Annotated in this window: 12 protein-coding genes; 3 read left to right on the top strand and 9 right to left on the bottom strand. The window is 43.6% G+C overall.

What is annotated here, in order from left to right; genetic code table 11:
- Both OV592_RS10265 and OV592_RS10260 read right to left on the bottom strand, forming a co-directional pair.
- The gene (locus OV592_RS10265; RefSeq protein ID WP_406611310.1) at nt 1–1,065 is read right to left on the bottom strand and encodes an efflux RND transporter periplasmic adaptor subunit; all 1,065 of its coding nucleotides are present in this window, start codon (nt 1,063–1,065) and stop codon (nt 1–3) included.
- A gap of 1 nt (nt 1,066) precedes the next feature.
- On the bottom strand, nt 1,067–2,146 hold the full coding sequence (locus OV592_RS10260) for an efflux RND transporter periplasmic adaptor subunit (protein WP_406611309.1): 1,080 nt from the start codon (nt 2,144–2,146) through the stop codon (nt 1,067–1,069).
- A 165-nt stretch (nt 2,147–2,311) separates the two neighbouring features.
- Here OV592_RS10260 and OV592_RS10255 point away from each other — a divergent pair, with 165 nt between their 5' ends.
- Nucleotides 2,312–3,046: a TetR/AcrR family transcriptional regulator gene (locus OV592_RS10255; RefSeq protein ID WP_221073748.1), complete on the top strand. Its 735-nt coding sequence runs from the start codon at nt 2,312–2,314 to the stop codon at nt 3,044–3,046.
- Nucleotides 3,047–3,057: 11 nt separating this feature from the next.
- Here the strand turns inward: OV592_RS10255 and OV592_RS10250 are convergent, their stop codons facing one another.
- The 4 genes from OV592_RS10250 to OV592_RS10235 all read right to left on the bottom strand — a co-directional run bounded on the left by OV592_RS10250 (nt 3,058) and on the right by OV592_RS10235 (nt 7,715).
- Nucleotides 3,058–3,414: a hypothetical protein gene (locus OV592_RS10250; RefSeq protein WP_016403316.1), complete on the bottom strand. Its 357-nt coding sequence runs from the start codon at nt 3,412–3,414 to the stop codon at nt 3,058–3,060.
- The gene (locus OV592_RS10245) at nt 3,415–4,773 is read right to left on the bottom strand and encodes a voltage-gated chloride channel family protein (protein ID WP_406611308.1); all 1,359 of its coding nucleotides are present in this window, start codon (nt 4,771–4,773) and stop codon (nt 3,415–3,417) included.
- Between the two features lie 188 nt (nt 4,774–4,961).
- Entirely contained in the window at nt 4,962–6,242 is a 1,281-nt protein-coding gene (gene gabT / locus OV592_RS10240; RefSeq protein WP_406611307.1) for a 4-aminobutyrate--2-oxoglutarate transaminase, read from the bottom strand.
- Between the two features lie 15 nt (nt 6,243–6,257).
- Entirely contained in the window at nt 6,258–7,715 is a 1,458-nt protein-coding gene (locus OV592_RS10235; protein WP_406611306.1) for an NAD-dependent succinate-semialdehyde dehydrogenase, read from the bottom strand.
- A gap of 102 nt (nt 7,716–7,817) precedes the next feature.
- Here OV592_RS10235 and OV592_RS10230 point away from each other — a divergent pair, with 102 nt between their 5' ends.
- On the top strand, nt 7,818–8,741 hold the full coding sequence (locus tag OV592_RS10230) for a LysR family transcriptional regulator (protein ID WP_406611304.1): 924 nt from the start codon (nt 7,818–7,820) through the stop codon (nt 8,739–8,741).
- Between the two features lie 458 nt (nt 8,742–9,199).
- Here the strand turns inward: OV592_RS10230 and OV592_RS10225 are convergent, their stop codons facing one another.
- The gene (locus OV592_RS10225) at nt 9,200–10,483 is read right to left on the bottom strand and encodes a serine dehydratase subunit alpha family protein (protein ID WP_406611303.1); all 1,284 of its coding nucleotides are present in this window, start codon (nt 10,481–10,483) and stop codon (nt 9,200–9,202) included.
- 181 nt (nt 10,484–10,664) lie between these two features.
- Entirely contained in the window at nt 10,665–11,261 is a 597-nt protein-coding gene (cobO, locus tag OV592_RS10220; RefSeq protein ID WP_406611302.1) for a cob(I)yrinic acid a,c-diamide adenosyltransferase, read from the bottom strand.
- Between the two features lie 131 nt (nt 11,262–11,392).
- On the opposite strand from cobO, the gene OV592_RS10215 reads away from it, so the two are divergent.
- Nucleotides 11,393–13,318, top strand: a complete 1,926-nt coding sequence (locus OV592_RS10215) for an exoribonuclease II (RefSeq protein ID WP_406611301.1) — start codon at nt 11,393–11,395, stop codon at nt 13,316–13,318.
- 66 nt (nt 13,319–13,384) lie between these two features.
- On the opposite strand, the gene prc is transcribed toward OV592_RS10215, so the two are convergent.
- A complete protein-coding gene (gene prc, locus OV592_RS10210) occupies nt 13,385–15,397 on the bottom strand; it encodes a carboxy terminal-processing peptidase (protein WP_016403325.1) in 2,013 nt (670 codons plus the stop codon).
- Between the last annotated feature and the right edge of the window lie 14 nt (nt 15,398–15,411).

The following is a 15,411-nucleotide window of genomic DNA, read 5'->3' as shown; positions in this document are numbered from 1 at the left end:
TTATTGCTCCTGAGATTTAGTGGTTACAGAAAGTCCATTTCTAAGCTTGGCTAAGCTTGAAACAATGATTTGATCGCCTTGGCTTAAGCCTTCACTTACTAACACGCCTTTGGTATGTATTTGTGCTACTTGAACTTCAACCTTTTGGGCACGCCCTTCGGTTACTTTCCATACATAAAATTGTTGATCGTTATTGCCAGGATCTAATGCTGTCATAGGTAACAAGTATCCACTGCGCCCGACCAGGCCAGCCGCATCTAAATCAACATACATAGTGACAGAGGTTCCTGGCAAAATAGCTGGCTCGACTTGTGGCATGCTCATCCATACCTCAAACGCTTGGGTCTCGGGATTAGGCTCCGAGGTATGTTCTAAAAAGGTAATTGGGTAAAGCGTATCGTTACCTGCGTATTTAGCTTTAGGTTGGTAATTATAGTTACGTTCCGTTGGGTCTATTTGAGCAAGCAAGTTATCGGGCAACTGCAAGCGAACATAAACTAAATCATCTTGGTAAATAGATACTGCCGTCTCGCCAGGCGTTACTGTTTCAAAAGACTGCTTTGGCACTTCTGCAACTAGGCCTTCAAATGGTGCGCGCAACTGGCTGTATTTAAGCTGCGCTTTAGCCAACTGATAATCAACACCTGCCAACTCATAGTTAGCTTTAAGCACATCGTATTCTTCTTGAGACAATAAGCTTTTACCTACCAAGCCTTGGGCGCGGTTTAACTGGCGCTCGGCTAGGCTAAACGTAGCTTGAGCATCGTCTACTTGTTGTTTTAGCTTTCTATCATCAAGCTGAGCTAATAGTTGACCCTTTTTAACGTGTTGACCAGGCTTGATAGACATTTGGGTCAATTCACCAGCAATACGAAATGATAAAGGCGTCAATTCTGCCGGCTCAACGCGGGCATTAAACTCTCGTTCCGGCTGAGCTGCTGACTCATTAATACTAATAGTTAATACTGATAAGGCATTATCGGTGACAGTTTCTACCGGCTCACTACAAGCTGAAAGCAATGTGGTAACGGTTAGCGCAGCCAATGTATGGATTCTTAACAACATTCTAAATACCTCCTTCACGTTGCCAAGGCCGTATTATCTGGCCAGCATTTAACGATTTAGCGCCTGCAACTACAATGCTATCTCCAGCATCCAAACCTTTAATAACCAAACCTTGTTGATTTAGTTGTACGTCCACTGCTTCTATTCGCATTGTTTCAGGCACCACTCGCCACACTTGTGCTTGCTGCTCATCAATTTGGATGAAAGCACCTTTAGGTAAGGCTAAACCATTATCGGCTTCGGACTCATTACGCACATAAACCGCACCAGACATGCCAGGTAAGATGTTTAGGTGCTCTGGTCTTATGATGGTTAAGGTCACCGTATAACTATTGGTATCGGGATCTGGTTGGGTAGATATCTCTTTAAAACGAGCGGGTAACTCGACACCTTTAAAGTTTCCTAAGGTCACCCATAGTTTTGCTTCACGTAGTTCAGCTAAATTCAGGCGTTCGGTAATGGTTACCGGTAAGTTAAAGACTAAATCTAATTGCTCATCGCCCAACAAACTCAACACTGGCTGTTTTGCACCGGCAAACTGGAATTGCTTTGCGTAAGTCAGTGATACAACCCCGGAGAACGGCGCATGAAGCTTGGTGTAGGCTAAATCAGTGGCCGCTTGGTCCAAATTAGCTTGTGCTTCTGTGTAGGCAGTAAGAACTTGATCGTAGTTATCCTCAGAAATCAACTTCTTAGCAAATAGCTGCTCCGATCTTGTACGGCGGGCTTTCTCTAAATCAAATTGAGCTTTACGCGCATCAACAGCCAACTGAAAATCATGAGGATCAAGAGCGGCAAGTAAATCCCCTTTATTTACAAACTGCCCCATTCTCACATTCAATTGCTGTATTTCACCTGATACTTGAAAGGCCAACTGAGCTCGGCTTGTTGCTTGAACTTGCGCCACAAAGTTGTAGTCAACAGCGTTAAACGTTTCTGGCACTTCCAATAACTTCACGGGTTTTACAATTTCAGTAACTGGCTCTGAATGAGCGGGTTCACAAGCTTGCAATACCAGCATCATCAGGCCTACAAAACTAAGCCGCTGCCAAACGGCCTTGTTTGTTAAATTTGTTCTCATTAGTTGCTCCAGTTGAACAAACAGTCATATATACTTTCCAGGCGGAAAGTATATTGATCACTTGCTTGCCGATCAAGCTTTACTTTCCACATGGAAAGTAAATTTTATGATAGACTACGCTTAGTTTAAAAAGCACTGTGAATTCGAGTTAAGTAATTATAGAAGATGACTGAGAAACGCACCGGACGACAAAGCGCCAAAGTAGCAGAAGAAACCCGCACTAAGATTTTAATCGCTGCCGCAGATCTTTTTGCCAGTAAAGGCTATGCCGTTGTATCACTGCGCGCGATTAGTGAACAAGCAGGTGTGTCTCATACCCTCATCCGCCATCATTTCGGCTCTAAGCTACAGATTTGGCAGCATATATGTGACTGCATGCACCAGCAATTTTTAGCCTACGTAAACTTATTGGTTGCTGAGCAAGAACATGGCCTTTCTTGTCGTCATCAGTTGTTTGATTTGCTAATTAAGATCTTAGCTGCACTACAAGTCGACCCTCAGCCGGTTAGGCTGCTTAATGATGCAGTAAATAACGAACAAGAATTGTTTGAGTATTTCTTAGAAGAAGATGATCAAGTACGAAAGATTCTTGAAGACCTTGTGATTGAATGCCACAAGCAAGGATATGTAAAACACTTCAACATTGGCGAACTAAAATGGTTACTAACCATTTTTGCCACCTCCTCTTCAACCTTAGCGCCATTACTAGCTAAACCCTATCCTGGCGAAACCGAAGAGTTTTGCCAATTAAAAAGCTGGCAAATGTTTAGCCGCTTACTGGCTAGCCAACTCGATATTGATGAAAAAGATATACCAAAACCGGAGAGACTAAGTGATTTAGTCATTGATGGTTCGCCCTGCCCATTTAAAGCTCAGCGACAAGCCATGGAAATGGCTTAAGATTGCCAAGGCTAATCTGGAAAGATGACCTTATTCCACTCAGGAATGGGTGTGTTATAAGGGTTTAATCGCCAAGGCCTAGCTTTGGTTTTCTGCTCGATAATCTTGCAATACAAGCTAAGGTGATGAGTTTTATAGCCTTTGGCAAATTTAAAATTCTCTTGTTTGTCTTGAATCTCCATCCACACAATATCTGGGCCTGCAGAAAGTTGACAACGGATTGGCCGATCAGTGTTTGAGGTGACGGTTGCTTTTAACTCTTCACCTTCAAAATGGGTGGTCAAGTTGCCAGGGTAAGCAAACGCTATACTTGGCCATAACAATATGGCCAATACTAATAAAGATGAGTGACGCGTTTTAGCCTGCATTTATTTGCTTCGTTTTTTTAACCAAGACACCAAACGGTTATTGGCCGCCCTAATTTCACCCAAGGTTTTCTCGTGCGCCGCAAAATTTGTAGACTTTGGTACTGCCACCCGTTGCGCAGAATAAATACCAGTGTGACCACTAAAGTAATAGGCAACAAAACAAGCTACCGCAAAATACAGTAAATGATCGGAGCCAAACAACTCTACACCCATAATTGTACAGGCTAAAGGCGTATTAGTAGCTGCGGCAAACACTGCAATAAAGCCAATTGCTGCAAATAAATCCACTGGTGCGCCCATTATCCACGCCAAGGTGTTACCTAAGGTAGCCCCGATGAAAAACAATGGTGTTACTTCACCGCCTTTAAACCCAGCAGCAAGCGTGATTGCCGTTAGCAACAACTTAAGCATCCAGCTGTACCACTCTGCTCCTCCTTCGTTAAAGGCACTAATGATACTTACCCCGCCTTCTCGATAACTGTTAACTCCCAGACCTATGTAGTCTTGATTACCAATTAAACTCACAATGCCAATGACTATCAGTCCACCAATTACTGCTATCAAATAGGGGTTCTTAAATACGAGTTTAAAGATATCTTTAAGTACAAACACCGTTTCGCCAAACAGGTAACCAGTTATACCAAACGCTACCGCTGCGATAAGCACCTTACCTAACATGATCAAATCAACATGAACCACATGCTCAAACAGCATCACGTGTTCCAAAAAATCAATTTTGTATTGGGTATGAGGCGTGCCCCAAGCGGAACACACTAAGTCAGCTAATATCGCTGCAAATAAAGCAGGGATAACTGAATCGAAGCGGATCCTACCTACCGCCAAGACTTCAATCGCGAAAATAGTGGCAGCAAGAGGCGTGCTAAATAAGGCGGAGAATCCGGCTGCTACCCCAGCGCTAAGCAAAATCTGATAGTCTCGACCACTAAGTTTGAATAGCTTTCCGTATGCGGCACTGCATGCTCCGCCAATTTGAACAGCGGTTCCTTCGCGACCAGCAGAACCACCAAACAGATGCGTAACTACTGTGGAAATAAGTACCAAAGGCGCCATACGAGCAGGAATACCTGCACCAGGTTGATGGATCTCATCAATGATGAGATTGTTGCCTGATTCGGAGTTTTTTCCAAAGCGGCGATAGATAAAAACCACCACTACGCCCGCTAAAGGCAAGAAGTACAACAAGTAAGGGTTATCGGCTCGGGTATGGCTAGCATAATCGAGCAAATACAAAAACAAGGCGTTTAACGAACCCACCACAAAGGCCAAGGGGATTAGCAATAACAGCCACCTTAGTAAAACAAGTAAAGTGCTCGGGCTATTTGGCAAAGGGTGCGGCATTTTATTTCCTATAAAACGTTAATTACTTAAGCAATTTGGAAAGCGAGGCTATCACAAAACATTGCTTTTAATCATGACCTTAGATAACAACATAGCTAAGCAGCAAGCGCTTGTATAGCTTTAAAACAACAAAAAAACAGCGCTTAGTGAGCGCTGCTTTAAGTTAACTTGTTTGAATTTGCTTTGAATTAACCGGCTAAAGATTTAAACAAGCGACAAAACTGCTGCATACCTTCATCAACTATCTCATCCTCAATAGTTAGTGCTGGTAGAAAGCGAATCACATTCCCATAAAAACCACAGGCTAATAGTACAAGACCATAATTTGCGGCATTGGCAATGAGCGCTTGAGTTAATGCGGTATTGGCGCGAGTTACATCGCCATCTTCGATGAGCTCCATGGCAATCATCGCCCCTGAGATCCGAATGTCGCCAATCAGGTCGGGAAATTGCTGCTGCAAGGAATGCAAGTATTCGCCAAACTGTTGGCCAATTTGATTAGCACGCACCACCAAATCTTGCTCTTCAATCACATCAAGAACCGCTAAAGCCGCGCTACACGCTACCGGTGAGCCACCGTAGGTACCACCCAATCCGCCAGGTAAAGGAGCATCCATGATTGATGATTTCCCAACTACCGCCGACAATGGAAAGCCGCCAGCAATGCCTTTTGCCATGGTAATCAAATCAGGCTCAACTTCGGCATACTCGCAATTAAACATTTTGCCGGTTCTTCCAAAACCTGTTTGGATTTCATCCATGATTAAAACGATACCGTGTTGGTCACAAAGCGCTCTAAGTGACTGTAAGAATTCTTTAGGAGCAGGATAAAAACCTCCCTCACCTTGGATCGGCTCAACGATTAATGCGGCTACATCTTCTGCAGCGATATCGACCTTAAAGATGTTGTTGAGAGCTTGCAGGCTTTGCTCACTGCTTATACCGTGCATTTGCATAGGGTACGGGGCGTGATAAATATCTCCGGCAAAGGGGCCAAATTGATGTTTGTAAGGCGTAATTTTTCCGGTTAACGCCATAGTAAGATTAGTTCTACCATGGAAACCACCATTAAATGCAATAACCCCGCGACGCCCAGTAGCAGCGCGTGCGATTTTAACCGCATTTTCGACCGCTTCTGCCCCGGTGGTTACAAACATGGCCTTTTTATCGCTATCACCTGGCGCAATAGCTACAAGCTTTTCTGCTAACTCTACTGCGCTCTCGTAGGGATTAATCATTACACAAGTATGGCTAAACTTATCCAGTTGCTGTTTTGCTGCAGCCACAACTTTTGGGTGGCTATGGCCGGTATTACATACAGCAATACCAGTGGCAAAATCGATATAACGTTTACCTTCTACGTCCCACAGCTCTGCATTTAATGCTCGCTCAGCATAAACTGGATAAACATTGCCTTGGCCGCGTGCAATAACGCTTTGTTTTCTTTCTTGTAGTTGTTGGTTATTCATCCCTGTCTCCTATTGTTAGTTGTTTACGCCGCCCATACACAAATATTTGATCTCTGTGTAGTCATCTAAACCATAGTGCGAGCCTTCTCGCCCGTTACCCGATTGTTTAACGCCGCCAAAGGGTGCAGCAGCATTTGAGATAATCCCTTCGTTTATGCCAACCATGCCATATTCCAACGCTTCACCAACACGCCATACTCGACCAATATCGCGAGTGTAAAAATAAGCTGCTAAGCCATATTCAGTATCATTGGCCAAAGCTATGGCTTGCTCTTCTGTATCAAACATAATTAGTGGTGCTACAGGGCCAAATATTTCATTTTTGGCAATCGGCATATCGTTGCTTACCTGAGTCATAATGGTGGGTTGATAAAACTGTTTACCCGCCTGATGAGCTTGCCCACCATAAATAACTTTTGCACCAGCTTTCTGTGAATCAACCACCAATTCATGCACAGCTTCTTTCGCTTGCTCACTTATCATTGGGCCTATATCGACATCTGTTTGCATCCCGTCACCCACTTTGAGTTTTGCTAGTGCCTCTGCCAGCTTTTCGCTAAATTGTTGATAAACACCCTTTTGAACCAGAAAACGGTTAGCACACACACATGTTTGACCAGCATTTCGGTATTTTGAAGCTATTGCTCCTTGCACCGCTGCATCGATATCGGCGTCATCAAATACAATAAATGGCGCGTTTCCTCCTAACTCCATAGATACTTTTTTAACCGTACTCGCACATTGAGCTATCAACTGTTTGCCAACCGCCGTGGAGCCAGTAAAGGTAAACTTGGCCACATCTGGGCTTTCGGTTAGTAACTTGCCCATGCCCCTGGCATCTTCACCTACAACTACATTAAACACACCTGGTGGAATGCCGGCTTCTTCGGCCAATTGCGCCAACGCTAGCGCCGAGATTGGGGTAAGCTGAGCTGGGCGAACCACAAAAGTACACCCTGCCGCTAAGGCAGCTGCAGCTTTTCGTGCAATCATGGCGTTAGGAAAATTCCAAGGCGTTACTGCAGCCACCACACCCACAGCTTGCTTAAGCACAACAATACGTTTGTCACCAGCTGGGGCTGGTATTACATCGCCGTAACAGCGTTTACCTTCTTCAGCAAACCAGTCTAAGAAAGCGGCACCATAAGCTATTTCTCCCTTTGCTTCAGCTAAGGGCTTACCTTGCTCTTGGGTGAGAATGCTCGCTAAATCGTCTTGATGCTGCATAATCAGTTGATACCATTTTCTCAGCAAACTGCCCCGCTCATTGGCTGATTTAGCAGCCCACGCTTTTTGTGCAGCCTTAGCCGCTTGAATTGCCAATTCAACACCTTGCAAGCCGCAGTCGTCTACCTCAAGCAAGCATTGCTGATTAGCCGGATTGTTTACTGGAAAACGCTGCTGAGAAGCATGCCAACAGCCATTGATGTAAGACTGTGTTTTTATCAAACTTGAGTATTGAATCGCTTCCATTTGTGCTCACTTCCCTTGTAACTTGTTTTAGTCCATTGAATACCAATCTAAAACGATGTTAAATATCAAACAATAAAACTTTAGTTTGGTATATATAAAACTATGTTAGATCCGTTATCCGGCAAACAGCTTAGTGAATATGATTTGCGCTTGTTAAGAGTATTTAAGGCAGTAGTTGAACATGGCGGCTTCGCAGCTGCTGAACATAGTTTGGGGATCACTCGTTCAACCATTAGTGTCCATATGTCTAGCCTTGAAAGCAGAATGAACATTAAGTTGTGTGTTAGAGGCAGAGCCGGTTTTGCCCTTACCGAACGAGGCCAAACTGTTTATCAGGCTTGCCTGCAGCTGTTTTCATCTATTCAAGAGTTTGCATCGCTGGTAGATAACTTGGGTAAACCTCTTACTGGCGAGCTTGTTATCCTTTATTCCGATCTGCTTGATCACAGGAGTATTGAAAACATAGCCAAGGCAGTGACTGCAATTAAACAGCAAGCGCCAAGACTTTGTATATCACTTAACATGGAATCGGTAGCAAACATTGAGTCAGCCTTGATCAACAACCAAGCTCATGTAGGGTTTTACCCCGCTTACCGAAGCATTGACGGACTTTTGAGTGAAGTAGTGTTTAGTGAATCTATATATTTGTGTGCCAGCAAGCAATCTCCGTTATTCGGCACTCTCGATGCTGATATCGATCGCGAGCTGTTAGCTAAACATGCCGCGATTCACCCTAGTATTGAACTAAACCCTAAAGGACGAGCTCAACTTCAGCAACTTAACTTTGGCGCCAAGGGATACCAATTCGACAGCCGGTTAGCCCTAATACTATCTGGTGCTTACGTTGGCTATTTACCCTTAAGTGAAGCGCAGCCCTATATAGACCAACAAACCATTCGCTTAATAAAACCCAATGAATACAGTTATCCCTTTGAGCTTAGTTTGGTACATAAAGTTAACCCCAACGAAAAGCAGAAAGTTCAACTAGCCATGGATGCCCTGCAAACACAATTTGTCACTCATTAAGCGTTGGCCATAGCGACAAACCAAAGTGCCCAACTAAGGCTATGCACCAGCCCGGCTATAATAGCGATAAACCAAAGCAATTTGGCGCTAACATCTGGCAGTCGAAATGACCGAATGAACCGATAAACTGGAAACAATACCACCGCTATTAGCATCAAAGGCGGTACAATTTTTCCCATATTCGGACCAAAGCTGAAGACCATCAACGCACTAGTCAATCCGGAGAGCAACAGAAAAACGATTAAAGGCCTACGAAAGTTTGCCTTAGCAACTGCCACGAAAATTAAATAACCATAGACAGGAATAAGCAAATACGGCATTAGCAGTATTTGCTCAATTGCTAATAATTGTGTTGGGAATAAGTGCCATAAATTCATCGTTTAAGACTAGCAAATCTTGTTAGCGAAAGCGCCATCTCAAAGCAAAGCTTGGGTTCCATTAGACTTTAACTTACAAGCTTAGTTAGCCTGCTTGTTCTGCATGGTGGCGATAATGGCTTCATCCGTAGAAAGCATGGCAGTTTTAGACATAATTCCGAGCTGAGCAATACTATCATCGGCAGATTCAAACACAATTCCTTGCTGAGCCGATACGCTACTACCAGCAACAGCGAGAATGGCAGACTTAACCGCACTACTGGCTCCAGTTGATACCTTCATTGCACAACCAGCTTTGGCGCCATCGCAAAACACCCCTGAAACATCTCCAACCATGGAGTTAATTGCACGATGAATTGCAGCCAACTTACCTCCCATCAACCAAGTGAGTGCTGCACTAGCCCCCATAGCTGCGGTGGTGGCAGCACACAAGGCTGACAATTTGTTTTGCTTCGACTTAACGTAAATAGCAACCAAGTGGCTTAGCATTAAAGCACGAACAAAAGCATCATCATCTAGCTGCTTTATTTCTGCATAAGCCACAACCGGCATGGTTGCAGCTATGCCTTGATTCCCGCTACCCGAGTTACTCATTGCCGCTTGTTGCGCTCCGCCCATTCGAGCATCTGATGCCGCCGCGCCCAAACGCATTGCACGATTTATTAAATCATCGGCAAGTAGCCCCTGCTCTGCTTGCGCTTGTAAACTAGCGCCTAGCGCTAAGCCATAGTTCCCCGACAACCCAGTCTCAGCTAACGCTCGGTTTAAGCTAGCAGCACGTTTAATAAAGGCAATCTGTGTAAGCGGCACGTTTTCTACAAAGTCTACGATCTGCTCTATTGAAAGTTTAAGGTGATTCGTTTCAGTGGTTTGAACACATTGCACAGCGTTGGCTTGCTGCACTACTGCTCCGTTCTTTACGATATATTCAAAGCGGGTATGTGACTTTGCTATGCAAACCTCAACCTTATCTTGATTGCGGCTGGCATTTACCACCGTATACAACACGTCATCATTGCTTACCATTGATACACTAACTTGGCGTTTACTCAGCATTTGATTTGCTTTGTGAAGCGCTTCTTCCGAGATTGTCGCCAGTACTTCCAAACCTCTACTCGCATCTCCAGCTGTTGCACCTACAGCAGCAGCGATAGGTAAACCAGCCTTACCAGTGCCTGGTACAAATACTCCCATGCCATTCTTGTAAAGATTTGGAGTTACCTTAACTTGAATAGAGTCTGGTAAACCGCCAAGTAATTCTGCAGCTTTAGCGCTAGCAAGCGCAACAGTAACGGGTTCGGTGCAACCTAATGCAGGTACCACTTCGGATTGAACTAAGTCTATGTATTGTTGCCGCTGTTTCATGGATTATCTCAGCTAAGTGCGTTTGATACAGTGTACAAATATGTTTGTAGAAAAAGTTGGCGCAGTTTTAATAAACAACACGAAAATTAAATTAATCTTCCAAGAAAAAGAAAGATATCAGAAAATATTTTCGTATATTTAAATACAGGTGAGAAAGTGGCCCTAAAGCCACTTTAGATATTTACCAATCAATGCCCTGGCGAGCTTTAATTCCTGAATCAAAAGCATGCTTAACGTTTTTTACTTCAGAAATGGTGTCTGCAATATCAAGCACTTTGCGATGACATGCACGGCCAGTTACCACTACAGTTTGCTCTGCAGGTCGCTGCTTAATTACTTCAACAACCTCTTCAACATCTAGGTAGTCATAACTTAACATGTAAGTAATTTCGTCCAACAATACCAAGTAGATTGATGGATCAGCTAGCCACTGCTTACAGCGTTGCCATACTTCTTGCGCAGCTTGGGTATCAAGTTCTCGGTTTTGAGTCTCCCAGGTAAATCCTGTTGCCATAGTGGCAAACTCTACCCCGTTGTTTTGCAGAAGATTGCGTTCACCGCATTCCCAGCCACCTTTAATAAATTGCGCCACCGTTGCTTTGTAACCATGCCCAGTAGCACGCGCAACATTGCCAAAACCAGCCGTCGATTTACCCTTACCATTACCGGTAATAACCAGCACTAAGCCCTTTTCAATTTGTGCATCTTCAACTTTAGCATCCACACTTGCTTTCAACTTTTCCTGTCGTTGCTGATGCTTTTCTTGATCTTTACTCATCCTTGCTCTTTAGTCGTTACTGATTTGTTTTTAGTTTAGCTCGAGCCAAACCCAATAAACCAGTACTGTTTCGCTAGAATAGCGATAAACCTTTGGGTATAGTGCTTTCACGATAAAAAATGGAAGCCTTTATGCTTAAAGATAACCCTCTATTGGCTCAACTAAAGCAGCAAATTAGAGAGACCATTCCCACTGTTGAAGGTGTAGTAAAAGCTACTGAGAAGAACTTCGGTTTCCTTCAAACAGACAACAAAAAAAGCTATTTCATCTCACCTCCAATGATGAAAAAGCTCATTCACGGCGACCGAATTAGCGCAGCTATTCGCGAAAATAATGGTAAAGAAGCAGCAGAACCTGAAACATTAGTAGAAGCCGCTTTAGATACCTTTGTGGCCCGTGTAAAGTTTGTTGATAAACGCACTAAGCTGCAGGTTGACCATCCATTGATCAACCAGTTATTAAGTGCAAAAGTGATAAAAGATAGTGGATTCTCAATCAAACAAGGTGATTGGGTATTGGCTAGACTGGTTAAACACGCACTTAAAGAACAACACTTCCAAGCCGAGATCTTCGAGTTTATCGCAGAAAGTGACGATAACTTTGCCCGATGGAAAGCTACTACTAAAAAGCACCAATTAGCTTGGGACCAGCCTGAACTCACTGAAGATCTTGTGATTATTGATCAAGAAGTTGAGCGCCATGATCTAACCAACGAGTTGTTTTTCACTATCGACGGTGAAAATACCAAAGATATGGATGATGCAGTCTCAATCACGCGCGAAGCAGAACATTGGAAGCTAAAGGTCGCGATAGCGGATCCGAGTGCTTACATTAACAGTGAAAGCGAACTTGAAAAAGCTGCCAAACAACGAGCATTCACTCTGTACTTACCAGCACGCACTGTACCGATGATGCCAAGTAAGTTAGCTAACGAACATTGTTCGCTAGTAGCAGACCAAGTTCGTCCAGCCTTAGTATGTGAAATGCTGATTGGACTGGATGGTGAGTTACAAGAAAATGCTGAGTTTTACTTAGCCTCTGTTCAGTCCAAACATCGCCTAAACTACAATCAGGTGTCTGACTTTATAGAACAAAAGACCACTGAACTCGAATCAAACGCAGAGTTAGCTGAAGCATTACAACAACTTAATTTGTTTAGTGAGCAGCGTAATCAATGGCGCGCAGAGAACACCTCGGTGTTTGGCGATCAAGCTGACTACGAGTTTGTCTTAGATAATAAAGGTCAGGTTATTGATATTCTTCGCCAATCTCGTCGTAGTGCAAACCGCATGATTGAAGAAGCAATGGTGGCAGCCAACATTTGTGGCGGACGCTTCCTGGATGAAAAGCTCGGTTTTGGGGTGTTTGCATGTCATTCTGGTTTTAAAGAAGAGAAGCTAGACGGACTAGTAGAGCTACTGACCAAGTTTGAGTTACCGGTTGAGCGAGAAAAGCTCAATGACCTCGACTACTTCTGCCAACTAAGAAGAACCATCGCAGCGACTGGCGATAAATGTTTGGATCAGTTGGTAAAACGCCACTTTAATTTTGGTGTTTACAATGAAAAGTGTTTGCCTCACTTTGGTTTAGGCGAAGCTAAATATGCCACTTGGACCTCTCCGATAAGAAAATACAGCGACCTGTTGAATCATCGCCTTATTAAATCGGTAATTAATGGCGAAACACCTTCTTCACCATTATCTGAAGAACTTTCCGAGCATCTAAGTGATAATCGCAAGAAGCAAAAGTTTGCTGAACGAGAAATGGCCAACTACTTGTATTGCGAGTATTTTGCAGAACAAGATCCAAATACATGTTTGTTGGCAGAAATTAGCAATATAAACCGTGGTGGCCTTAATATTCGTCTAGTTGACAGTGGTGCCTCGGCTTTTGTGCCAAAAACCAAGCTTGCGGGTAAAGATGAAGAACTCACCATCGAAAGTGAGTTGGGCCGTTTATCCACTAAAGACAAGCAATATAGCGTGGGTGATACCATCTCTGTAAAGATTGTAGAAGTGAAAAAGCTACAACAATCGATCGTTGCGACTCCCTGTTAGTAACGCTTCAAACCAATACAAAAAAGCCAGCGATTAGCTGGCTTTTTTATTGATAACTAAATCTGTTTAGCTTGGATTACGAAGTTCTAAGTAATCAACCGCAATCTCTGCAGCTTCTGTTAAAAAAGCATCATCCAAATCAATATCTTTTGGCGCGTCTTCTAAGTCTTTAACAGGTTCCAGTTCAAGGCGAACTAAACGCTCATTTAAGCGAGCAAGTTGTTTCTGCTCTTTTTCATCGCGCTGAGAGATCCTCGCTTTTTCATTAAGACTTACCGACTTCATATCTTTGTCTTTACGATAATCAGCTATATCACTAATGATGTATTGAAACTCTGGATCATTTGCAATGCGAGCCTGATGCTTTTTATCTAAAGCTTCAATATAAGGGCTAACATCGCCAAGCAACTTATAGTTAGCCGCTTTAATTTTATCCCAAGGCAAAGCATTATCTTCAACGCTCTCTCCCGTTTCTTCCGGCAACAAAGCAGAAGGATAAGAGATATCAGGAATTACGCCGCGATGTTGAGTACTGCCACCGTTTATTCGGTAAAACTTAGCAATGGTGTACTGCACATGGCCAAGTTCATTTTCGTACAAGTCGTAAATTCGACCTAAACCGCGGTGCTGCTGCACAGTGCCTTTGCCGTAACTTTGCTCACCAATAACAATGGCTCTGCCATAATCTTGCAAGGCAGCGGCAAAAATTTCAGAAGCTGAAGCGCTGTAACGGTCGATTAAAATAACCATTGGGCCACTATAAGTGACTGAATTACTAGTATCGTTGTTTACCGTAATTCGACCAAGCTGATCGCGTACTTGCACAACCGGACCTTGTGGAATGAATAAACCGGTTAATGCGGTTGCTTCAGTTAATGCTCCACCGCCGTTGCCACGTAAATCAACAATCAAAGAACTGATATTCTCTTCGTCTAATTTACGTAACTCTTTGCTGGCATCTTCACTCAAATTCACATAGAAACTAGGAACATTAAGCACCCCTACTTTCTTGCCTTCAATTTCAATTACTTCGCTTTTAGCAGCGCGGTCTTCTAGGCGAACCTTGTCGCGAACGATATCTACGATTTTGGTTTTACCATCGACTTTGCCACCAGATGCAAGTATCTCAAGACGAACAGTAGTGCCTTTAGGACCTTTAATCAGATCAACTACGTCATCCAATCGCCAACCAATAATATCAACGATTTCATCTTCACCTTGAGCAACGCCAACAATTTTGTCTTCTGGACCAAGTTGGTTGCTCAGCGCTGCTGGTCCACCAGGAACCAAACTTCGAATCACGGTGTACTCATCTTCACCTTGCAGCACTGCACCAATGCCTTCTAATGAAAGATTCATTTCCATTTTGAAGCGTTCTGCAGTACGTGGAGATAAGTAACTAGTATGTGGTTCGATGGCGCGAGAATAAGCGTTCATTGCAGTTTGGAACACATCTTCACTGCCGGTTTGCACTAAACGCTTAATCGCGCTGTTATAGCGCTTGGCTAATACTTCGACAATTTTGTCGTGTTCGCGGCCTGCTAACTTTAAGTTTAGCGCATCGTATTTTACTTTTAAGCGCCACAGTTCTTTAATCTCAGCTTGGGTTTTAGGCCAATCTGCTTCGCTGCGATTAAATTGAAACTGTTCGTCTTTAGTAAAATCCATTGGCTCGTCGAGCACTTGTAAAGAGTATACTAATTGTTGGTAGCGACGCTTAAGCGACAGGTCGAACATGGAATAAAGCGGTTCCAATCTGCCAGCTGGTATGTCTTGATCTAGGCTGTAGCGATAACGCTCAAAGCGTAAGAAATCTTCTTCCAAAAACAAGCTACGGTTGTAGTCAAGTTGCTGAATAAACTTGTCGAAGATTTCGCTTGATAATTCATCGTCGAAAGGAACACTGCGGTAGTGAGAGCGGGTATATAAAGCGCTAATTCTTTTTGCCGCTGTAGCATGTTGGCTTTGCTGGCTTAAAGTGGGTAGCGCATCTTGTCCTAATGTAGGCGTTTGAGCCAACAACAGAGTTGAGTAACTAAGCGTTAAAAAAAATAGCCACAGACGGCTCAAATATTTCATAGGCACCTATCTCA

The organism is Agarivorans sp. JK6 (genome assembly GCF_045277145.1).
Lineage (GTDB): Bacteria > Pseudomonadota > Gammaproteobacteria > Enterobacterales > Celerinatantimonadaceae > Agarivorans > Agarivorans albus.
The sequence above is the reverse complement of the archived record's forward strand: the minus strand, read 5'-3'. Positions and strand labels throughout refer to the sequence as shown.

Bases quoted from the DNA above. Each gene is read 5' to 3' on its own strand.
- OV592_RS10265 (WP_406611310.1), bottom strand. From the start codon at position 1,065: ATGTTGTTAAGAATCCATACATTGGCTGCGCTAACCGTTACCACATTG.
- OV592_RS10260 (WP_406611309.1), bottom strand. From the start codon at position 2,146: ATGAGAACAAATTTAACAAACAAGGCCGTTTGGCAGCGGCTTAGTTTT.
- OV592_RS10255 (WP_221073748.1), top strand. From the start codon at position 2,312: ATGACTGAGAAACGCACCGGACGACAAAGCGCCAAAGTAGCAGAAGAA.
- OV592_RS10250 (WP_016403316.1), bottom strand. From the start codon at position 3,414: ATGCAGGCTAAAACGCGTCACTCATCTTTATTAGTATTGGCCATATTG.
- OV592_RS10245 (WP_406611308.1), bottom strand. From the start codon at position 4,773: ATGCCGCACCCTTTGCCAAATAGCCCGAGCACTTTACTTGTTTTACTA.
- gabT (WP_406611307.1), bottom strand. From the start codon at position 6,242: ATGAATAACCAACAACTACAAGAAAGAAAACAAAGCGTTATTGCACGC.
- OV592_RS10235 (WP_406611306.1), bottom strand. From the start codon at position 7,715: ATGGAAGCGATTCAATACTCAAGTTTGATAAAAACACAGTCTTACATC.
- OV592_RS10230 (WP_406611304.1), top strand. From the start codon at position 7,818: ATGTTAGATCCGTTATCCGGCAAACAGCTTAGTGAATATGATTTGCGC.
- OV592_RS10225 (WP_406611303.1), bottom strand. From the start codon at position 10,483: ATGAAACAGCGGCAACAATACATAGACTTAGTTCAATCCGAAGTGGTA.
- cobO (WP_406611302.1), bottom strand. From the start codon at position 11,261: ATGAGTAAAGATCAAGAAAAGCATCAGCAACGACAGGAAAAGTTGAAA.
- OV592_RS10215 (WP_406611301.1), top strand. From the start codon at position 11,393: ATGCTTAAAGATAACCCTCTATTGGCTCAACTAAAGCAGCAAATTAGA.
- prc (WP_016403325.1), bottom strand. From the start codon at position 15,397: ATGAAATATTTGAGCCGTCTGTGGCTATTTTTTTTAACGCTTAGTTAC.